The following is an 18865-nucleotide window of genomic DNA, read 5'->3' as shown; positions in this document are numbered from 1 at the left end:
ATGATGCCGCCGGTCATGACGGGTCTGGACGTCAGAACGCCTGCAGGGTCAGTTCCGTATGCTCGACGCTCGGCGGTCCCTCGAAGAAAGGGGATACCATGGCGCGGTAATCCTTCCAGGCCTGCGAGCCCGTGAAGAGTTCTGTATGGTCCGCGAGGGTCTCCCACTCGATCAGCAGTCGATAGCGTTGCGGCTTCTCAACGGAACGACGAACAGCGAAGCTCCTGCATCCCTTGGCGACCTTGAAGATTTCGGATGCCTTGGCGATGTTCGCCTCGAAATCAGCTTCCATGCCGGATTTGATTTCGATCTGTGCAATTTCGAGGATCATGGCGTGGCCCTAAACTCGGTTTCTGTATCGGTGAAATCTCAACGCAGTTTGCGGCCGAGTTTCTTGGAAAGGATCCGCTGTGGGCTGCGTTCCGGATCTGCTTGGCTCGTGACGGGCAGGTAGGCCGTCTGTTCCAGCATGTAGCGGCCGCCCATGGCGCCGTGCATGACGAGGTCCGAGAACGTCACCCAGGTCTGGCCCGGTGCAAATTGCACATCGGCCTGGGGACCTTTCTGCTGGTACTCCATGTCCTGCTTGAGCGCGTCATGGAGATGAAGCATCAGGTGGTCGTATTCGGAGCGGCGCGCCTTGGTGATACGCAGCGTGGCCAACAGCCGCGCGGATAGCGGCGAGTAGCCCGGCAAGCGCGGCAAAAATTTTTCAGCCATCGAGCCGAAATCTTCGCCTACCCGCCACAGGCGCGGTTGGCCGTTGGGGTTGATGTTGCGGAAAATACGCAGGATGCGCTTCTCGCCGATCGGATTCGACGGAAAGGCATCCACATGCAGACGGGTGTCGTCGCGGCGCCAACTGAGCTTGCGTTGATCCACCTCGAACGGACGGTAGGAGGTGCCAGCCAGCGTGACTTTGCCGGTATAGGCCGGCAGATGGCGGTCGATGAGCCCTTGGGCGAAGGCCTTGTAGCGGATGAGAAGCTGACGCAGCGCTTCCTGTTCCTCCGGCGTCCCGGCGGCACCTCTCAGGGCGGCCTCCTTGCCGCGGATGTTCACATTCTTGGCCTTGCCGTCAGCGAAGGGTCGTTCGACGAAGCGCTTCTCGAAATCGCTGAACGGGAAGTCCTCGTCGTGGAAGACCAGGACCGACCCGTTCTCCAAGGCTTCGACGAGGGAGGGAGCGCCGGGCGCTGACCCGTCGCGGGCGACGGAAAGGATCGGGCTGATCATTGGGAAGCGTCCTCGAAAGCCGCGTGTGCCGCGCGGTTTAGCCGAAGCCCGGGCTTTCCGCCAAGGGTTGGCCGTCAAAGGTAAGACGGTAAGGGCCAGTCACTACGGAATGAGCCCGAGTCGGTACCGTCACGGACGATGACGCGCGCTGGAACAGCGACGCTACCGAGAGTGACGTGCGGCGGATTAGTAGTGGATGAAGTCTTCACCCGGTTGTCATCGGCCCTGTACCGGCTCAACCATGCTCGATCGACCGATGGCGTCCGTCGCAACCTTGGCGCATGCCCGATCGTTCTCTCGGTGGCGGGCAGGTCCAAAGGTCCGGCCGCGACGGCAACGAGGAAGCCGACGATGGCGACGTTGAAGGAATTCGAGGAGGCCCTGCGAGAGCAGGGTATGAACATGGCGCTGGCCCTGCTCCAGCGCCTGCGCGAGCGCGATCGCGCGACCCGGACGATCAAGCCGGCGAGACGCCTCACGGGGCAGAAGATGACACCGGAACTGGCTCGGGCCATCCTCGACCTCCACGCTTCCACGGGAATGACCCAGCAGGAGATCGCCTTCAAGGTCGGCGTGAACCAGGGACGGGTCAACGAGGTCATCAAGCGCGGCAAGTGGCTGAACGAGGATCCGCAGGCTCCCGAAGCCGTAGCCCGCGACAAGGCGAAGGCTCGGATGCGCGGCGAGCCGAAAACGCAGCGAACCGCGACGAAGCCTACGGTCCGTAAGGACCGGCCGATAGCTGCTCGTCCTAGGCAGAGCCCACAGGGACAACTCGCCTTCGGAGACCTGTGAAGCCCCTGTGAAACTTGGCTGATCGGCTTCGAGTTACCCTGGTCGGACGGCGCTTTTGCGTCGTCGAACGCGGGGGCATTGGATTGTGGCGAGGGTCTTCAATTTCATTTGCGGCATGTGTGCCGCGATCGGCGTCGCTTCGCCGGCTATCGCGCAACGGGCATCCACACTCGATATGACGTGCCCAGAGGCCCGATCCGTCGTGTCGCGCAACCGCGGCATCGTTCTTGGGACGGGTGGGGCGACCTATGACCGTTTCGTGCGTGACCGGGGTGCTTGCGAAGTGACCGAGATCACGATCCCCGCCTATGCGCCCACGCGCGACACGCCGGATTGCTTCATTGGCTATCGCTGCAGGGAGCCCGGCCGAGGAGACCGGTTCGACGGGTTCTGACACGCAAGAGCGCCCCAACCTGGGGATCGGGGCGCTCTCCATCAAAAGACGATCGATTAGGCCGCTTCTTGCACCTGACCCTCGATCACGGGTGCCTTGGCGGCAGCCGACGTGGCGATCTGGATCTGGCGAGGCTTCTTGGCCTCCGGAATCTCGCGGACGAGATCGATATGGAGCAACCCGTTCTCCAGGGCCGCGCCCGTCACCTGCACGTAATCGGCAAGCTGGAACCGACGCTCGAAGCCACGGGCGGCGATGCCCTGATGCAGAACCTCGACCTTTCGGCTGGCATCCGGCTTACGCTCACCTTTGAGCGAGAGAGCGTTTTCCTTCACCTCAATGGTAAGGTCTGCTTCGGTGAAGCCTGCTACCGCGACCGTGATGCGGTAAGCGCTCTCGCCTGTGCGCTCGATGTTGTAGGGTGGGTAGGTCGGGACCGCGTCGGCGCTCACGAACTGATCGAGGGCCGAGAACAAACGGTCGAAGCCGACAGTAGAACGATAGAGGGGAGCAAGATCGAACTGGCGCATGACATATTCTCCGTAGGAAGCAACATGTAACGTTATCGTCCGCCCAAAGGGCCGGACTATTGCGCCGCCGTATCGGCCGGCGCTCCTCCAATATCGGAGGCGTGGCGATAGGCTTCAAGAGTTTGGATACCCCGTTGCATGGAAATTTTGATGCTGCTCCTCTTGTTCGGGCTCTGCCCATGCTGAGCCTTGCTTCCACCCCCGGAAATCCAGTTCCCCCGGGGGGAACGCTGGTTTCTGTTCAGACGGATGACGGAGTACGGCTGAGGGCGGCTCACTGGCGCCCCACAACGCGCCTTGCCAAAGGAACGGTGTGCCTGCTTCAGGGCCGTGCTGAGTTCATCGAGAAGTACTACGAAACTATCACGGATCTGCGCAGGCGCGGCTTCGCGGTCGTAGCGTTCGATTGGCGTGGTCAGGGCGAATCGCAGCGGCAAGTCACCGATGCGCATCGTGGCCACGTCGCACGGTTCGACGATTATCGCCACGATCTCAAAGCGATAGAGGAAGCGATCCTACGGCCGTTGATGCCGCATCCGCATATGGGCCTCGCCCATTCCATGGGGGGCGCCGTGGCTTTGACCGGTGCGATGGACGGATGGCTTCCCTTCGCCCGACTAGTCACCGTGGCACCGATGTTGTCGATCCGGATGATCCGTTTCCCGGCGGCGTCCTTCTTTCTCGCCCGTGTGCTGCATGCGCTGGGGCTCGGGCGCAGCTATATCCCGTTCGGCAAGCCGACCTCGATGGCGACGAAACCGTTTGCGGGAAACCGACTCTCGGGTGATCCCGCCCGCTATGAACGCAATGCCCAGGCGGCCCGGGCGGTGGGCACTGGCGCCGTGGGCGACCCGAGCGTGGCCTGGATCGTCGGTGCGTTCAGGGCGATGGAGAAGCTCGCCGATCCGCGAAAGGCCGCCTCGATCCGCATCCCGATCCTCGTGATCGGCGCTGGCGCCGACCCTGTTTGCGATACCGCCATCACGGAGCGTTTCGTCGGCCGCCTTTCCTCCGGGTTTCTCCTCGTCCTGCCCGATGCCCGGCATGAGATCCTCTCGGAGCGTGACGCGATCCGGGATGATTTCTGGGCGGCTTTCGATGCCTTCGTGCCGGGGTCGGTGGTCACGCCGTCGCGAGTGGAGCACGCCGATACGGTGCGGTCTGCTGCTGCCGCGATGCTGCCCTAGAACCCCCGCGGTTCAGGACCTCACGGGTTGAGGTGTCGCAGGGCCGCGGCGTGCAGCCGGACATCGCCGGCGGCGACGATGCGGCCGCCCTTCGCGGCCGAACTGCCATCCCAGGCGGTGATGACGCCGCCGGCACCCTCGATGATCGGGATCAGCGCGACGATGTCGTGCGGCTTTAGGCCGGCCTCCACCACGAGGTCGATCTGCCCCGCCGCGAGCATGCAATAGGCGTAGCAATCGGTGCCGTAGCGCGACATCCGCACCGCGCCCTCGATGCTTCGGAAGCGATCCTGCTCGTCGCCCGGCGCGAACAGGCGCGGGTCCGTGGTGGCGAGCAGCGCATCGGCGAGGCGCTCGCAGCGGCGGGTCATGAGCTTGCGCGGACCGCGAATGCCATGAAACGTGGCACTGGCTCCATCGCCCACGAAGCGCTCGCCAAGATAGGGCTGGTTCATCAGCCCGCGCACCGGCACGCCGTCATGGAGCAGGCCGATCAGCGTTCCCCAGGTGGGGAGCCCCGTGATGAAGGCGCGGGTGCCGTCGATCGGGTCGAGGACCCAGACGCATTCGGCATCCGCATGGTCGGAGCCGAACTCCTCGCCGACGATGCCGTGGGTGGGGAAGGTGCTCCTGATCCGGCCGCGCAGGATGGTCTCCGCCGCCCGATCGGCTTCGGTGACCGGATCGAAGGCGCCGGTGCCCCTGCCCTTGTCGTCCATGCCGAACGAGGCGCGGAAGAAGGGCAGGATGGCCTGACCCGACTCGGTGGCGAGATCTTCCATGAACCGTGCGAGATCGACGACGCTCATCGACGGGCCTCCTGTCCGAACCGTGTCCGCCACGGAAGCGACGATGGGCCGGCCGCGTCAAGCCCGACACGCCCCGAACGACCGCCATGACCCCGGTGGTTCGACCGCCATCGCCCGGCCTTTCGACCGCAACAGAGCGCCTCTTCCGTCAGGTCGCCAGGGCGGCCGTGACGGGGGCCGATGGCGGTGGCTCGGGCGCGGACGAGCCCGCCTTGTCGGCTCCCACAATCGTGCCGGCCTGGGCGAGGACGGCCTGCAATGTGGAATCGAGGGACGAGACGTGCACGTCGCCGCCGATCGCCGCGCGCTGACCTTCGTCGTTGAGGATCTCGTGATCCGCCTGCCACAGGCCGACGACGATGGGCAGGTCCGGCATGCGCCGCTTCAGCCGCCCGACGAGGCGGCGCAGATGCGTCGGCTCCCCGCTGATGGCGAGCGACACGATGCAGATCATCCGGGCCGGGCCGGGGTCGAAACTGTCGATCTGGGCTCGCGCCACATCGGAGAAGGGCACGATTCGCGTGCCGATGCCGCGCTTGCTCAGGAGTTGGGCCAGGATCGAGCAGGCCGATTCGTCGACGAAGCTGCGCCCCGTCACGCATAGGACCGCACCGTCCTGCTTCCAGGCCTCGGGGATGTCGTCGGGAATGGCAAAGTCGTCGTCGGGCACCTCGGTCTCCCGTCGGTCGAGCCCGGCGATGAGAACCGCGACCGTGTCGCGGATATCGTTCTTCTGCTCCGGCGTGAGCACACCGCGGGCCGCGTCGCGGGCAGCGAGCTCGAGGCCTTTCAGCACCACGTCGTCGTAATAGGAGGAGAGTGAGCACTCCTTGAGGATCAGCTCGGCATGCTCCTCGGCCTCTTCCGGGTCGTCGGCGAGGATGCGCTGGTAGAAGTTCTCCACCGGGGTCAGGGCAGGCCGGTCGCCGAACAGCACGTCGAGGAATTCGAGCTTGTCCACATGGCGGCCGAGAACGACGAGGCAGACGGTGAGCGGCGTCGACAGCAGCAGGCCGACCGGCCCCCACAGCCATGTCCAGAACAGCGCCGAGACCAGCACGGCGAAGGGCGACATGCCGGTGGACTGGCCATAGAGCATCGGCTCGATGACATGACCCGTCAGCGGTTCGAGGATGAGGAACACCGCCAGGGTGGCGATGACCATCGACCAGCCGGGATCGACCGCCGCCGCCAGCGCCAGGGGGAACAGGGCCGCCAGGGCCGCGCCGATATAGGGCACGAACCGCATCAGCGCCGAGAAGATGCCCCATAAGGCCGGGTTGGGCACGCCGATGATATAGAGACAGATCCCAATCACCACGCCGAAGGCGGCGTTGAGCGCGAGCTGCACCAGGAAGTAGCGGCTGAGACGCCGCGCGGCATCGTCCATCGCCACGGTGGTCCGGTGGAGATCGCTCGACCCGACGAGGCGGATCATGCGGTCGCGCAGGTCTTCGCGCTGCATCAGCAGGAACAGCAGCACGATGAAGACGATGCCGATTGTGGCCAGCGGATGCAGGATCGGCGACAGAATGGTGTTGGCCAGCGCCAGCGGGTCCGGCGCCCGCTCCTTCATTTCGACGAGGACCGGTTTCTCGGGCGGCGGAGCGTTGGGCTTCCCAGCCTCGGGCTTCGGAGTCTCGGGCTTCGTGCTCTCCTCCCCGCCCTGATGCATGGTCCGGCCGATATTGGCGACGTAATCGGCCATCCGCCCGGCCGGGCTGTCACGCAGGCCCTCGACCTTCTGCTCTATGGTCGCGCGGTAGCGGGGCACATCCTTGGCCAGATCCGCCAGCTGGACGCCGATGAGGGTGGCCAAAGCCGCCGCCACCCCGAGAGCCATGACGACCGAGGTCGCCACCGACAGGAATCGCCCGAAGCGCAGGCGCCGCAGCAGGTAGACGATGGGGCCCAGCACGAAGGAGAGCAGGACCGCGATGGCGATGGGAATGAGGACGTCGCGACCGATATAGAGGCCGGAGACGATCAGCGCGGTGACGATGAGGGGCGAAACCAGCGAGGGCGGGAGCGATTCGGCCGCTGCGATGCGCGTCGCCCGGGGCGGCAGCATCGGATCCCGCAAAGGCGTCGCACGGGAGATGCCGGTTTTGCCAGTCGCGGAACTCTTGGTACCCGCGGACCCCGCCTTCGGCGCCTGCGGCGATGCGGCTTCAGCCGGGGTGGGTGTCGCCATGTCGGTTCCGTCTCAACGCTACGCACACGATGTCGCGGCAATTTCGCCAGCGTAATCGCCATGAGGAACGGAGTATCGACGGGAAACGATCCCTGCTTCCTGCAAGCTTTGCATTCATTCTGGAATCAGGCGGCGTTGAACGCGGCCAGTGCGAAGCCCGCTTCTCCGAGGGCGAGCCGGACCGCGCGCGCCGTCTCGACCGCTCGTGGCGTGTCGCCATGGACGCAGATCGTGTCGATGGACACCGCGATCCGCCGGCCGGACAGGGTGATCACCGCCCCCTCCTCCACCATGCGGCGGACCCGCGCCGCCGCCTCGGCCGCATCGTGGATCACGGCCCCGGCAAGTGAGCGCGCGCAGAGTTGCCCATCGTCGGCATAGGCCCGGTCGGCATAGATCTCCCGCACCACGGCGAGACCGGCATCGAGAGCCGCGCGCTCGACCGCGAGGCCCGGCATCACCACCAGAGGCAGAGTCCGGTCGACGGCGAGGACCGCCCGCGCCAGAGCCTTCGCCACATCCGCATCGGCGTTCGACAGGTTGGCGAGGGCTCCGTGCGCCTTCACATGGGTGACGCGATGATGGCCGAGGGCCGCACAGGCCTGGAGCGCGCCGATCTGGTAGGCCACCCCGGCCTCGATCTCCCCCGCGCTTTCGGCGATGACACGACGACCGAAACCGCGCAGATCCTGAAATCCCGGATGGGCGCCGATGGACACGCCGCGCGCCTTGGCCGCCGAAGCGGTGGCGACCATGATCGCGGGATCGCCGCCATGGAAGCCGCAGGCGACGTTGGCCGAGGTGACGAGATCGAGGAGCGCCGCGTCGTCGCCGAGCGTGTAGGGGCCGTAGCCCTCGCCGAGATCGGCATTGAGATCGATGCGGCGGCTCATGCGGCCCGTGCCGGCCGCGCCCGCAACATCACCCCGAACCCTTCGTCCTCGTCGCCGATGAAACGGACGCCCTCCCCTTCGAGGGCGTTGCGGATGGCGTCGAGCGTCCGGTTGCGCGGGGCGACCTGGTCGCTCTCGATCATGTTGAGAGTGACGATGGAGAGGGAGGCCCGCGCCGCGAGCGTCCCTTGCGTCCATTTCAGCAGCCCGCGCCCGGCGCGGATCTGAGCGGATGTGATCATGCTCAGGAGATGGACCGAACTGTAAGATTTTTCAAGTTTCGGCTTGACTGGACCGGAGCGCGACTCTAATCACCCCGCCATCGGCCTGCCGGGCCGGTGATCGAGGGTTATCGCACCATTTCCGACGTCCGCGGTCGCGAGCCGTGGGGGCCTCGAGGCCCAGTCGTCCTCGATCGTTCATGACCGGCAGACCAGATTGCCTCACCGGCGCGGGCCGGCGGGGGCTCGGTTATCACCTCTCATGTGAAACCGCCCGAGCCCCATTCGACATGTCCGCGTCCCTCGCCATTCGGTCCCTGCCACGGACGGAGCAACGCATGAAGAAAGTCGACCTAAGCGTCGCCGCGTTCGCCTGTCTCGGGGGCGAAAGCCGGCGACCGACCCGTCTTTGATCCGGCGCTCCGCGCGGGCCGCTGACGAACGGTTATCTTTGGGATGAAGGGCTTTCGAGCCCTGGGGTTCGACCCCCCGACGGCCTCGCGGCCGATCCGTTCGCCTCGACCATGTCCGCGCGGCCATAGGCCGGGTTCACCGACAATCCCCCATCGTCGACGTTTCCGTCGCCTTCGCGCGGTGCGGGCCTCCTGGCTCGCGTCCGAGCGTCCGCGCCGGAACCCGAGCGGTCCGTGCGGGCCGACAGGGGACGGTTATCGGTAGAGCGCCGCGGGGCTCGCCTCGCGGAGGTTGCGGATTCGAATTCCGCCGGGGCCGTCGCGGTCCCGAAGCTCATAACGCCGTCCCTCGAACACATGCCCGCATGGCCGACCCGGATCGGCGAGCGGATCACCCCCATCGGCCGCGCGGGCCGACGCGGCAGGATTATCGACGTCTTGTGTCGCGGGTTCGACTCCCGCCGGGCAGCGATGCCCGTAGCTCAGACGGTAGAGCAAAGAACCCTCCTGCCACCGACCCATGCCCGCGCGGCCCCTACGAACCACCGGGCACGAGGCCCCGTGGAGGAAGGAGCGAGCGATGATGTCCTATGCCAAGCTGTTCTCGCTCCGGCGCAATCCGCAGTCGGAGCCCATTCCCCGTACCGTGCCGAACTCGGCCGGCGGACACGCCTTCCCGGTGAGCGACTGGACGCGGCTCGACCGTTTCCTGGTGCTCGGCTCCGAGGGCGGCTCGTACTATGCCGGCCCCGTGGCTTTGACGCGCGACAATGCCCGGGCCGTGCTGCGGTGCCTCGCGGAAGACGGCCCGCGCGTGGTCGCCGCCATCGTGGCGGTGAGCCAGGCCGGACGGGCTCCGAAGCAGGATCCGGCGATCTTCGCCCTGGCGCTCGCCGCCTCGGCGGAGGGCGAGCATGCCCTCGCCACCCGCCGGGCCGCCCTGGCCGCCCTTCCTCGCGTCTGCCGCACGGGTACGCACCTGTTCCAGTTCGCGTCCGCCGTCGAGGCGATGCGCGGCTGGGGCCGCGGCCTGCGCCGCGCGGTGGCCGATTGGTACGTCGCCCGCCCCGTGGAGGCCCTTGCCTACCAGGCGGTGAAGTATCGTTCGCGCAACGGCTGGTCGCACCGCGATCTGCTGCGGCTGGCTCATCCGGAGACGGGCGAGCCGGATCGCGCCGCCCTGTTCGACTGGATCTGCCGCGGCACCCTGGCCGAGGCCGCGCCGGCGCTCGTTCACGCCTTCGCCTCGGTGCAGGCGCCGGGCGTCAACGGGGCTTCGGCCGCGGCGATGATCCGCACGCACGGCCTGCCGTGGGAGGCGCTGCCGACCGAGCTGATGACGAGCCGGGCGGTGAACGAGGCGCTGATCGAGCGCATGCCGGTGGGAGCCCTCGTGCGTCAGCTCGGGCGGCTCACGGCCTTGGGCGTGCTCGCCCCCTTCTCGGAGGGGACCGAGCATGTCCGGGCGGTGCTGTCGGACCGGACGCGCATCCTCGATGCGCGCCTCCATCCGATGGCGCTGCTCATGGCGCTCAAGACCTACGCGTCGGGGCGGGGTGAGCGCGGCCGGCTCTCCTGGGAGCCGGTGGCCGCCATCGTCGAGGCGCTGAACGCCGCGTTCTACACGGCGTTCGCGTCGGTGACGCCCACCGGCAAGCGTCTCGTCCTGGCCCTCGATGTGTCAGGGTCCATGGCGATGGGAGGCGTGGCCGGGTCTTCGCTCACCCCGCGTGAGGCGGCCGCCGCGATGGCGCTCGTCACCGCGGCGACCGAGGAGCACTGGCAGGTCGTCGGCTTCACGGCCGGTGCCGGCCGGCGCCGGAACGAGGGCACGGCGCTGACCGCGCTGCCGATCGGGCCGTCGTTGCGGCTCGACGCGGCGGTGGCGGCCACGGCCGACCTGCCCTTCGGTGGGACGGATTGCTCGCTGCCCATGCGCTGGACCGTCGAGCGGAACGTCCAGGCCGACGCCTTCGTGGTCTACACCGACTCGGAGACGTGGGCGGGTCCGGTCCACCCGGTGGAGGCCCTGCGCGCGTACCGGCGGAAGACCGGGATCGACGCCAAGCTCGTGGTCGTGGGGCTCGTCTCCAACGGCTTCAGCATCGCCGACCCGGAGGATGCCGGCATGCTCGACGTGGTCGGCTTCGACGCCGCCGCGCCGGCACTGATCGCGGACTTCCTCCGCGCCTGACAGGGGAGACGGACGGCACGCCGCCCGTCTCCCGCATGCCTGGATGAGGGCCGCTCTCGGCAAACCTCACACGATGACCGGCATCTCCGCCATCTCGCCGATGCCGAAGACGCGCTTGTAGCGGGCGACCTCGTCGGCGGGGCCGATGGCCTTGGACGGGTTGTCGGAGATCTTCACGGTCGGCCGGCCGTTGGCGGCGATGACCTTGCAGACGATGGAGATCGGATCGAGCCCGTGATCGGGCACCAGCCCGCGGAAATCGTTGGTGAGCAGGGTGCCCCAGCCGTAGCCGATGCGCATCCGCCCGTGGAAATGCGCGTGGATCGCCTCGATCGTCTCGATATCCAGCCCATCCGAAAAGATCGCGAGCTTGGAGGCCGGATCGCAGCCGCGCGACGCCCACCAGGCGATGGCTTCCTCGCCGCCCTCGATCGGGTCCTTCGAATCGATGCGGATCCCGGTCCAGGCCGTCATCCATTCGGGCGCATGGGCCAGGAAACCGGTGGTGCCGTAGGTGTCCGGCAACATCACCAGAAGGTTGCCGGCGTAATCCTGCTGCCAGTCGCGCAGCACGTCGTAGGGCGCCTGGGCCAGGGCCTCGTCGTCCTCGGCGAGGGCCGAGTAGACCATCGGCAGTTCATGGGCGTTGGTGCCCACCGCCTCGACCTCGCGGCGCATGGCGATGAGACAGTTCGACGTGCCGAGGAAGGCCTCGCCCAGGCCCTCGCGCATCGCCTCGACGCACCAATCCTGCCACAGGAATCCGTGGCGGCGTCGGGTGCCGAAATCGGCGATGGAGAGGCCCGGCAGGCGCTTCAGCCGCTCGATCTTCTCCCAGACCCTCGTCATCGCCCGCGCGTAGAGGATCTGCAGCTCGAACTTGCCGAGCCCGCGCAGAACCCCGCGCGAGCGTAGCTCGTTGAGGATGGCGAGCGCCGGCACCTCCCACATCGTGGTCTCGATCCAGGGACCGTGGAAGGTGAGAACGTATTGTCCGTCGCGCGCCTCGAGTTCGTATTCCGGCAGGCGGAAGCCTTCGAGCCAATCCATGTAATCGGCCGAGAACATCTGGCGGTTGCCGTAGAAGGTGTTGCCGCGCAGCCAAGTGGATTCCCCCCGGCTCAGGCGAACGGTGCGGGCGTGATCGAGCTGCTCGCGCAATTCCCCCACATCGACGAAATCGGCGATGCGGACCGAGCGGCTGCGGTTCTGGATGCCGAAGGTCACGTCGGCGTCGCGATGGCGGCGAAAGATCGTCTGCGCCATCAGGAGCTTGTAGAAATCGGTATCGAGCAGCGACCGGATGATCGGGTCGATCTTGAAATTGTGGTTGTAAACCCGCGTCGCGAGATCGAGCATGGTCGGGAGGGATCCAGCGCGGGACCCGGGCGCCCGCTCGCCGGCGAAGAGCGCACGGGCCTCGGGCGCGAGTCAATCGTACAGGCCGTGAATGGCGGGGGCTGACGTCGACTGAACGGTTCGGCCTCTCGCGTTTATTCGTAGACGGGTGAGGTGAATCGCGGGTCTCTCTCCCCCTTGTGGGAAGGGTCAGGAGTGGGGGTGGCTCCGCCAGCCTCCGTAAGCTGAGGGTCGCCCAACCACCCCCACCTCCAACTCCTCCCTACAAGCTCGACGGATCTCGGGCAGGCCCGAGATCCGCTGGGGAGGAGGGTCCCGCGTGCGGTCTCGCGGCAGAGGGAGGCGTACGGTGGAAAACGCAGAAGGGCGGCCACCCGTTTCGGATGACCGCCCCACTGTCCGTCCCATCAAAAAATCAGGCGAGATCGACCTTCTTGGTCTCGGTCTTGGGCGATTCGCCGGTGAGGGCGGCCTTTACGTAGCCATAGATGTGCAGGGCCGTGGCGTTGGGGCTGTCCCAATACTCGCCCTTCTCCGGGTGAATGCGGATGAGCGCGACTTCCGGGTCGTCCTTGCCGTTGGGGAACCAGGTCTTCATGCTCTCGCTCCACTTCTCGTCGACGAGGGCCTGATCGGTGACGATCTCGGCCTTGCCGGCGATGGAGACGTAGGTCTGGCTCGACGGGTCGGAATAGGCGAGGTTGACCTGGTTGTCCTTGCTGATCTCAGCGGTCTTCGGCGAGTGCAGCTTGGTGAAGAACCAGATGTCGCCGTTCTCGTCGGTATCCTGGCTCCACATCGGGCGGCTGTAGAGCTTCCCGTCCTGATCCGCCGTGGTCATCATCGCGACCTTGATGTCCTTGACGAGTTCGAACAGCTTCTTCGCGCCCTCGTGGTCGCGGTGGTTGCCTTGATGCATGAAACGGGTCTCCTGAAGATCTGTCGTCCGTCTCAGGGCACGGCTGTCCCGGTCGCGGGCCGGCCCTGAAGGCTGCACTCACAACGGGCCAGGGCTCGCTTGGTTCAGCACCGTTCGGAGAAGAGGAAGAATGTCTTTGCCCGTCCCGATCCGGGGAATCCTCAACCTGCTCCTGGGTGCGGCCTGCTCCCTTCCCCTCCTCACCGCGCCCGTCGCGGCGCAAGTCCGCTTCGGTCCCGGCGTGCGGATCGGCGGCCACGATTTCTCGAACCGGCGCTACGGCAGCGTCCATATCCAGCGGGTGAAGCGGCTCCCCGGCCCGGCCGGATGCCGCCATCTCCGCAACGGGATGTATCGGCGCGGCGACGGGTCGGTGGTCAGGGGCCCGATGGAGCGGTGCAACCTCATCGCCATCCCGCCCGAGCGCCGCCGCTGAAGCCGCCCGCTCCGTGCATATCGGCGGGGTGAGACCGCAACGGGTCTGGCGTTCTGATTGCCGTCGGTTACATGCAAGGTAACGTTCGGGCCGCCCGCCCATTAGTCTTGCCTGGAGAAACATCTTGGCCATCACTCGCGACGACGTGCTCAAGGCGCTGTCCGCCGTCACCGTCGATGCCGGCGGGACCACGCTGCCCGCATCGGGCCGCCTGTCCCAGGTCGTGGTCGACCCCACCAACCGGGTCATGTTCTCGATCCTGATCGACCCGAGCGAGGCGGAGCGTTTCGAGCCGGTGCGGCGCAAGGCCGAGGGCACCGTCCTGGCCATGGCGGGCGTCTCCGGCGTCTTCGCGAGCCTGACCTCGGAGCGCGGCCCGAACCAGCCCGCACCGCCGACCCAGGCCGCGGCACCGCAACCGCCTCAGCCGGGACGACCCGCCCCTCCCCGCACCGGCCCTGCGCTGCCGGGCGTGCGCCACATCGTGGCGGTCGCCTCCGGCAAGGGCGGCGTCGGTAAGTCCACCACCGCCTGCAACCTCGCCCTCGCTCTTTCAGCGCAGGGGCTGAAGGTCGGGCTGCTCGATGCCGATATCTACGGCCCCTCGGTGCCCAAGCTGTTCGGCCTGTCCGGCAAGCCGAAAGTGATCGAGGAGCGTCTGCTCGCGCCGATGGACGGCTACGGCATCAAGGTGATGTCCATCGGCTTCCTGATCGAGCCCGAGACGGCGATGATCTGGCGCGGCCCGATGGTGCAGTCGGCCATCACCCAGATGCTGCGCGAGGTCGCCTGGGGCGAGCTCGACATCCTCGTGGTCGACATGCCGCCCGGTACCGGCGACGCCCAGCTCACCATGGCCCAGGCGACGCCGCTCTCCGGGGCCGTCATCGTCTCGACGCCGCAGGATCTCGCGCTGATCGACGCGCGGCGCGGGGTGACGATGTTCCGCAAGGTCTCGGTGCCGATCCTCGGCGTCATCGAGAACATGGCGACCTTCATCTGCCCGAATTGCGGCCATGCCTCGCACATCTTCGGCCATGGCGGCGCCCGCGACGAGGCCGCGCGGCTCGACGTGCCGTTCCTCGGCGAGGTCCCCCTCGACATGACCATCCGTGAGACCTCCGATTCCGGCCGTCCCGTGGTGGCGGTGGACCCGGACGGGCCGCATGCGAAGGTCTATCGCGGTATCGCCGCGCAGCTCTGGGCCAACCTCACCGGCGGGCCCGCCCCTCGCGCCGCGCCGCGCATCGTCATCGAGTAGCCCGGCGTGGAGCCCGTGCTCGGCGTGATCCTGGCCGGCGGCCTGTCCCGCCGGATGGGCGGCGGCGACAAGCCGCTGAGACTCCTGGCGGGCCGCACCCTCGTCGACCGGGTGGTGGAGCGGTTCGCGCCGCAATGCGGTCTCGGCATCGTCCTCAACGCCAATGGCGACCCGGCCCGGTTCGCGGAATTCCCCGGCCCGGTCGTGCCGGACGGGGTGCCAGGCCATCCGGGGCCGCTCGCGGGAATCCTCGCCGCCCTCGACCACGCCGCTTCGCATCACCCGTCCGCGACGCATGTGGCCAGCGTCACGGGCGACGCGCCGTTCCTGCCCCTCGATTTGGTGGAGCGGCTCCATACCGGCCTGTCCGGCTCCCCCATCGCCATGGCCTCCTCGGCCGAGCGGGAGCATTTCACCGTGGCCCTCTGGGCCGTGTCCCTGCGTGAGGATCTGCGTGCTTCCCTCGTGGAGCGCGGCGAGCGGCGCGTCGGCGCGTTCCTCCGCCACCACGGGGCCGTGGCGGTGGACTGGCCGGCGGAACCGCTCGACCCATTCCTGAACATCAACACGCCGGAGGATCTGGCGCTGGCGGAAACGCTGCTTCGTCAGGCCGATCGGTGATCGCTACGCAGGAGATGCGGGAAACCCGACCTGCGTCGGCTCGTAGCCCAGCATTCCGCCATGCGCGCAGACGGCTTGCGTGATGGCGATGCGCCCGGTCTCGTCGAGGCGTGCGACGCCTGTTTCTAGGTGACGGCGCCAGGAGGGACCTCGGCTCCACGCCTCGACCCAGGAGGCTGCCAGAGCAACGGGCTGGTTCCTGGCCAGGGCCGCGATCAGGAAGCCTGCCTGAGTTAGGTCCTTCGCCTGTTTCTCACGCTCGGTCCGCTCGTTCGCCACGATGAGTTTGTGAACGGCGTAGCGCTCTGGAGCAGGCACCGTGACGGAGATCCCGCCGGCATGGAGCAGCGTCGAGCGAACAGGGTCTCTGATGAGGAAATCGAGACAGCGAAGCGGCTGGGCGCTGACACCGTCGAGGGCCGGCATCGGGACGAGCGCGCCGGTCAGATCGTCCGAGCCACGGTTCGACACGAGAAACTCCACCCGAAACCCATTGGCGTTCGCGAAAGCGCTCGTGCGGTCCGGCCGCGACAGGTTCGGCACCGGACGGAAGCTCGCATCTACGGCCTGAAGTTCCTCGTGAACGGGAGGCATGCTCTCTCCGATCGCGACCGAGATGCCGTAATCCTGTGCGAGATCGATGTCGCCGGTCCTGAGCGCTCTCATCGGGCGCTCCCCGACGAGGCCCGGATAGGTCTGGAACGCCACCGTGCCGACCAGGACCCCACGCAGGCGAAAGAAGCCTGCCTGCGCCAGACGTTCGACGACCCGGCCCGTCAGGGCGTCCGCTGTCGGAAACCCGGCGCTTCGCAACATCCGAACCGCGTCGATACGGGTGCGGTAATCGACCCGCTGGCGGTCATGGGCCTCGACCCGGCGCGTGGTCTCGGAATCCGCCACCGTGCCGACATAGCGGTTGGACTTCGTGCCGGTGGCGGCATCGTAGCCCTGATAGTACCAGTATTCGCGCGCCTTGATGGTGCGCCTGATGAACTTGCCGTTCTCGGGAAAGTCGCGGTCGAACTCCGCATCGGCGCAGCGCTGATTGAGATCGGCGAAGACCGTCTGCGCGGCGGCATCGATGGACGGCATGGCTCGTACCCGCGTTACAGGAAAATCGCCGTTTTCATGTAACGCGCGGAGCTGAGCCCCACAAACGAGAAAGGGCGTCCGCGCGGGTCACGCGCGGACGCCCTTTTCATCGACAGGCCGGTCAGTTCAGGCGGTGCCGACCGTGGCCTTGACGATCTTGTCCGGCGAGCGGGGCGGCTCGCCCTTGTTGAGGCTGTCCACCACGTCCATGCCTTCGGTCACCTTGCCCCAGACGGTGTATTGCTTGTCGAGGAAGCGGGCATCGCCGAAGCAGAGGAAGAACTGCGAATTGGCCGAATGCGGGAAGTTGGTGCGGGCCATGGAGCAGGTGCCGCGCACATGCGGCTCGTCGTTGAACTCGGCCTTGAGGTCCGGCAGGTCGGAACCGCCCGAGCCGGTGCCCGTCGGGTCGCCGGTCTGGGCCATGAACCCGTCGATGACGCGGTGGAACGGCACGCCGTCGTAGAATCCCTGTCCCGCCAGCGTCTTGAGACGCTCGACATGGTTGGGGGCGAGATCCGGGCGCAGCCCGATGACGACGCGGCCCTTGGTGGTTTCGAGGATGAGGGTTTCGGTATCGGCCATGGGGTCAGACTCCTTGTCCCTGGGGACCTTGGTAGATGAACCGCAGGGCGATCGGGCGCCCCGCGATGGCGGCGCCGAGCGCCGGCGTGATCGCGACCGGCGTGCAGCGCCGGATCGCGTCGAGGGTCGAGCGGGTCAGGATGTCCCTGCCGCGCTGATCGGCATTCTGCATCGAGAAGGTGATGCGAGGCTCGCCGATGACGGACCCGTCGCGGCGGAGCGCGAAACGGGCGGTGATCTCGGTACGCGGGAAGCCGGCGAGGCCCTGCGGTATCTCCCAGCAGGCCGCGAGCCTCGGATACAGATCCTTCAGCGTGTCGGCCGGATTCGCGGCGATGCCACCCTCCGGCACCTGCACGGTGGACCGCAATGTCTCGGGCAGCGCCAGGGGCAGGCCGGACGCTGCCAGGGCGGCTCCTGCAATAGCCGCCGCGAACGGGATGGCGACCGCCGACGCGACGACGGCGAGGCGCGTCGGGCGCCTCACTGTCGCGCCTCCGGTCATTTCGCGCCTTGGGCCATCTGCATCTTCACGATCTTGTCGGGGTTCTGGACCGCGCCGCCCGGAGCGCCCGCGGCGGCCTTCTTGATCTTGTCGACGACCTCCATGCCCGAGGAGACCAGCCCGATCACGGTGTACTGGCCGTTCAGGAACGGCGCATCGCCGAGGCAGATGAAGAACTGCGAGTTCGCCGAGTTCGGATCCGACGAGCGGGCCATGCCGAGCGTGCCGCGCCGGAACGGCGATTGCGAGAATTCGGCCGGGATGTTCGGCAGGGACGAACCGCCCGTGCCATTGCCCTTCGGGTCGCCGGTCTGAGCCATGAACCCGTCCATGACGCGATGGAACTTGAGCCCGTCATAGAAGCCCTTCTTGATGAGGGTCTTCAGCTGGGCCACGTGCTGCGGCGCGAGATCGGGGCGCAGCTCGATGGTGACACGGCCGTCCTTGGTGTCGAGATAGACCGTGTTGTCGTCGGCGGCCCGTGCCACGGGCGCGAACCCGATCATGGCGGCGAGGGCCAGGGACAGGAAGGCGGTCCGCCGATGGAGGGTCCGATGAGTCATGAGGGGGCGGTCTCCGGTCCGTTGAAAGAGGTGGATGGAAGGGATCAGGCTTGCGTGAAGCGCGCGGCGAGCCGTTCCGCCACGAGGGGAGGAACGAAGGGCGAGACATCGCCGCCCATGGCCGCGATCTGGCGCACCAGGGTGGCGGTGATCGGCCGGACGCCGGTGGAGGCGGGCAGGAACACGGTCTGCACCTCCGGCGCCATGGCGCCGTTCATGCCGGCGAGCTGCATCTCGTAGTCGAGATCCGTGCCGTCGCGCAGGCCGCGGATGAAGATGCTGGCGCCCGAGCGCCGTGCGGCCGACACCGCCAGATCGTCGAAAGTCACGATGTCGAGGCTGGCGCCTTCGGCCTCCGCCAGGGGGGCGCAGGTCGCTCGCAGCAGATCCGCCCGTTCCTCGGGCGAGAACATGGGGGCCTTGCCCGGATGCACGCCGATGGCGATCACCAGGTGCTGCACGAGCCGGCATGCCTGACGGATGACGTCGAGGTGTCCGTTCGTGACCGGATCGAAAGAGCCAGCGTAGAGCGCGGTGCGGATCATCACCGGTGGGCGTAGAGCATTTCGCCTCGAAACGGAACCGCCCGCGACCATCCCGGCCCGATAGCGAATCCTCCCCGTAATGGACCGGCGCACGAAAAAGGGCGGATGCCCCG

21 protein-coding genes are annotated in these 18865 nt (G+C 67.3%); 7 read left to right on the top strand and 14 right to left on the bottom strand.

Features of this window, described 5'->3' with window-relative positions; all coding sequences use genetic code 11:
* Positions 1–31: 31 nt before the first annotated feature.
* Both IPV08_RS07560 and IPV08_RS07555 read right to left on the bottom strand, forming a co-directional pair.
* Positions 32–331: an antibiotic biosynthesis monooxygenase family protein gene (locus IPV08_RS07560; protein ID WP_207411393.1), complete on the bottom strand. Its 300-nt coding sequence runs from the start codon at positions 329–331 to the stop codon at positions 32–34.
* Between the two features lie 38 nt (positions 332–369).
* Positions 370–1236 (bottom strand): Kdo hydroxylase family protein, encoded by an 867-nt coding sequence (locus IPV08_RS07555; protein WP_207411392.1) that lies wholly within the window; start codon positions 1234–1236, stop codon positions 370–372.
* 351 nt (positions 1237–1587) lie between these two features.
* Between IPV08_RS07555 and IPV08_RS07550 the strand changes: the two genes are divergently transcribed.
* Complete coding sequence (locus IPV08_RS07550) at positions 1588–2031, top strand: RNA polymerase subunit sigma-70 (RefSeq protein WP_207411391.1); 444 nt, start codon at positions 1588–1590, stop codon at positions 2029–2031.
* A 115-nt stretch (positions 2032–2146) separates the two neighbouring features.
* The gene (locus tag IPV08_RS07545; RefSeq protein ID WP_056433780.1) at positions 2147–2425 is read left to right on the top strand and encodes a hypothetical protein; all 279 of its coding nucleotides are present in this window, start codon (positions 2147–2149) and stop codon (positions 2423–2425) included.
* 56 nt (positions 2426–2481) lie between these two features.
* Here the strand turns inward: IPV08_RS07545 and IPV08_RS07540 are convergent, their stop codons facing one another.
* Entirely contained in the window at positions 2482–2955 is a 474-nt protein-coding gene (locus tag IPV08_RS07540; RefSeq protein ID WP_207411390.1) for an Hsp20 family protein, read from the bottom strand.
* Positions 2956–3134: 179 nt separating this feature from the next.
* Between IPV08_RS07540 and IPV08_RS07535 the strand changes: the two genes are divergently transcribed.
* Positions 3135–4142, top strand: a complete 1008-nt coding sequence (locus IPV08_RS07535) for an alpha/beta hydrolase (RefSeq protein ID WP_207411389.1) — start codon at positions 3135–3137, stop codon at positions 4140–4142.
* A gap of 20 nt (positions 4143–4162) precedes the next feature.
* Here the strand turns inward: IPV08_RS07535 and hisN are convergent, their stop codons facing one another.
* The 4 genes from hisN to IPV08_RS07515 form a co-directional block, all read right to left on the bottom strand.
* Positions 4163–4951, bottom strand: coding sequence for a histidinol-phosphatase (gene hisN / locus IPV08_RS07530; protein WP_207411388.1), 789 nt, complete (start codon positions 4949–4951; stop codon positions 4163–4165).
* Between the two features lie 148 nt (positions 4952–5099).
* Positions 5100–7022, bottom strand: coding sequence for an AI-2E family transporter (locus IPV08_RS07525; protein ID WP_207411484.1), 1923 nt, complete (start codon positions 7020–7022; stop codon positions 5100–5102).
* A gap of 248 nt (positions 7023–7270) precedes the next feature.
* On the bottom strand, positions 7271–8038 hold the full coding sequence (locus IPV08_RS07520) for a 5-oxoprolinase subunit PxpA (RefSeq protein WP_207411387.1): 768 nt from the start codon (positions 8036–8038) through the stop codon (positions 7271–7273).
* Positions 8035–8280, bottom strand: coding sequence for a helix-turn-helix domain-containing protein (locus IPV08_RS07515; protein ID WP_207411386.1), 246 nt, complete (start codon positions 8278–8280; stop codon positions 8035–8037). Before IPV08_RS07515 ends, IPV08_RS07520 begins: the two co-directional genes overlap by 4 nt.
* Positions 8281–9252: 972 nt before the next feature.
* Here IPV08_RS07515 and IPV08_RS07510 point away from each other — a divergent pair.
* Positions 9253–10866, top strand: a complete 1614-nt coding sequence (locus tag IPV08_RS07510; RefSeq protein WP_207411385.1) for a TROVE domain-containing protein — start codon at positions 9253–9255, stop codon at positions 10864–10866.
* 66 nt (positions 10867–10932) lie between these two features.
* On the opposite strand, the gene pncB is transcribed toward IPV08_RS07510, so the two are convergent.
* Both pncB and IPV08_RS07500 read right to left on the bottom strand, forming a co-directional pair.
* On the bottom strand, positions 10933–12225 hold the full coding sequence (gene pncB / locus IPV08_RS07505) for a nicotinate phosphoribosyltransferase (protein WP_207411384.1): 1293 nt from the start codon (positions 12223–12225) through the stop codon (positions 10933–10935).
* A 415-nt stretch (positions 12226–12640) separates the two neighbouring features.
* Positions 12641–13144, bottom strand: coding sequence for a pyridoxamine 5'-phosphate oxidase family protein (locus IPV08_RS07500; protein ID WP_056433585.1), 504 nt, complete (start codon positions 13142–13144; stop codon positions 12641–12643).
* A 130-nt stretch (positions 13145–13274) separates the two neighbouring features.
* Between IPV08_RS07500 and IPV08_RS07495 the strand changes: the two genes are divergently transcribed.
* The 3 genes from IPV08_RS07495 to mobA all read left to right on the top strand — a co-directional run bounded on the left by IPV08_RS07495 (position 13275) and on the right by mobA (position 15462).
* Complete coding sequence (locus tag IPV08_RS07495) at positions 13275–13580, top strand: hypothetical protein (RefSeq protein WP_207411383.1); 306 nt, start codon at positions 13275–13277, stop codon at positions 13578–13580.
* A 124-nt stretch (positions 13581–13704) separates the two neighbouring features.
* Positions 13705–14841, top strand: coding sequence for an Mrp/NBP35 family ATP-binding protein (locus IPV08_RS07490; RefSeq protein ID WP_207411382.1), 1137 nt, complete (start codon positions 13705–13707; stop codon positions 14839–14841).
* 6 nt (positions 14842–14847) lie between these two features.
* The gene (gene mobA, locus IPV08_RS07485; RefSeq protein ID WP_207411381.1) at positions 14848–15462 is read left to right on the top strand and encodes a molybdenum cofactor guanylyltransferase MobA; all 615 of its coding nucleotides are present in this window, start codon (positions 14848–14850) and stop codon (positions 15460–15462) included.
* 3 nt (positions 15463–15465) lie between these two features.
* Here the strand turns inward: mobA and IPV08_RS07480 are convergent, their stop codons facing one another.
* From IPV08_RS07480 to coaD, 5 genes are all read right to left on the bottom strand, one after another.
* Positions 15466–16554, bottom strand: coding sequence for a GSU2403 family nucleotidyltransferase fold protein (locus tag IPV08_RS07480; RefSeq protein WP_207411380.1), 1089 nt, complete (start codon positions 16552–16554; stop codon positions 15466–15468).
* Between the two features lie 126 nt (positions 16555–16680).
* Positions 16681–17139 carry a peptidylprolyl isomerase gene (locus IPV08_RS07475; RefSeq protein ID WP_018043013.1) on the bottom strand — a complete coding sequence of 153 codons (459 nt, stop codon included), beginning with the start codon at positions 17137–17139 and terminating at the stop codon, positions 16681–16683.
* Positions 17140–17143: 4 nt separating this feature from the next.
* On the bottom strand, positions 17144–17644 hold the full coding sequence (locus IPV08_RS07470) for a hypothetical protein (RefSeq protein ID WP_207411379.1): 501 nt from the start codon (positions 17642–17644) through the stop codon (positions 17144–17146).
* Positions 17641–18207, bottom strand: coding sequence for a peptidylprolyl isomerase (locus IPV08_RS07465; protein ID WP_018043011.1), 567 nt, complete (start codon positions 18205–18207; stop codon positions 17641–17643). Before IPV08_RS07465 ends, IPV08_RS07470 begins: the two co-directional genes overlap by 4 nt.
* A 44-nt stretch (positions 18208–18251) precedes the next feature.
* The gene (gene coaD, locus IPV08_RS07460) at positions 18252–18752 is read right to left on the bottom strand and encodes a pantetheine-phosphate adenylyltransferase (RefSeq protein WP_056433597.1); all 501 of its coding nucleotides are present in this window, start codon (positions 18750–18752) and stop codon (positions 18252–18254) included.
* Positions 18753–18865: the final 113 nt, after the last annotated feature.

It is taken from the genome of Methylobacterium sp. SD274, from assembly GCF_017355285.1.
GTDB lineage: Bacteria > Pseudomonadota > Alphaproteobacteria > Rhizobiales > Beijerinckiaceae > Methylobacterium.
Note: the sequence above shows the minus strand (reverse complement) of the source record. Positions and strands in the feature narration are given on the sequence as shown.

Coding starts and splice junctions, on each gene's coding strand:
- IPV08_RS07560 (WP_207411393.1), bottom strand. CDS start 331: ATGATCCTCGAAATTGCACAGATCGAAATCAAATCCGGCATGGAAGCT.
- IPV08_RS07555 (WP_207411392.1), bottom strand. CDS start 1,236: ATGATCAGCCCGATCCTTTCCGTCGCCCGCGACGGGTCAGCGCCCGGC.
- IPV08_RS07550 (WP_207411391.1), top strand. CDS start 1,588: ATGGCGACGTTGAAGGAATTCGAGGAGGCCCTGCGAGAGCAGGGTATG.
- IPV08_RS07545 (WP_056433780.1), top strand. CDS start 2,147: ATGTGTGCCGCGATCGGCGTCGCTTCGCCGGCTATCGCGCAACGGGCA.
- IPV08_RS07540 (WP_207411390.1), bottom strand. CDS start 2,955: ATGCGCCAGTTCGATCTTGCTCCCCTCTATCGTTCTACTGTCGGCTTC.
- IPV08_RS07535 (WP_207411389.1), top strand. CDS start 3,135: ATGCTGAGCCTTGCTTCCACCCCCGGAAATCCAGTTCCCCCGGGGGGA.
- hisN (WP_207411388.1), bottom strand. CDS start 4,951: ATGAGCGTCGTCGATCTCGCACGGTTCATGGAAGATCTCGCCACCGAG.
- IPV08_RS07525 (WP_207411484.1), bottom strand. CDS start 7,022: ATGCTGCCGCCCCGGGCGACGCGCATCGCAGCGGCCGAATCGCTCCCG.
- IPV08_RS07520 (WP_207411387.1), bottom strand. CDS start 8,038: ATGAGCCGCCGCATCGATCTCAATGCCGATCTCGGCGAGGGCTACGGC.
- IPV08_RS07515 (WP_207411386.1), bottom strand. CDS start 8,280: ATGATCACATCCGCTCAGATCCGCGCCGGGCGCGGGCTGCTGAAATGG.
- IPV08_RS07510 (WP_207411385.1), top strand. CDS start 9,253: ATGATGTCCTATGCCAAGCTGTTCTCGCTCCGGCGCAATCCGCAGTCG.
- pncB (WP_207411384.1), bottom strand. CDS start 12,225: ATGCTCGATCTCGCGACGCGGGTTTACAACCACAATTTCAAGATCGAC.
- IPV08_RS07500 (WP_056433585.1), bottom strand. CDS start 13,144: ATGCATCAAGGCAACCACCGCGACCACGAGGGCGCGAAGAAGCTGTTC.
- IPV08_RS07495 (WP_207411383.1), top strand. CDS start 13,275: ATGTCTTTGCCCGTCCCGATCCGGGGAATCCTCAACCTGCTCCTGGGT.
- IPV08_RS07480 (WP_207411380.1), bottom strand. CDS start 16,554: ATGCCGTCCATCGATGCCGCCGCGCAGACGGTCTTCGCCGATCTCAAT.
- IPV08_RS07475 (WP_018043013.1), bottom strand. CDS start 17,139: ATGGCCGATACCGAAACCCTCATCCTCGAAACCACCAAGGGCCGCGTC.
- IPV08_RS07470 (WP_207411379.1), bottom strand. CDS start 17,644: ATGACCGGAGGCGCGACAGTGAGGCGCCCGACGCGCCTCGCCGTCGTC.
- IPV08_RS07465 (WP_018043011.1), bottom strand. CDS start 18,207: ATGACTCATCGGACCCTCCATCGGCGGACCGCCTTCCTGTCCCTGGCC.
- coaD (WP_056433597.1), bottom strand. CDS start 18,752: ATGATCCGCACCGCGCTCTACGCTGGCTCTTTCGATCCGGTCACGAAC.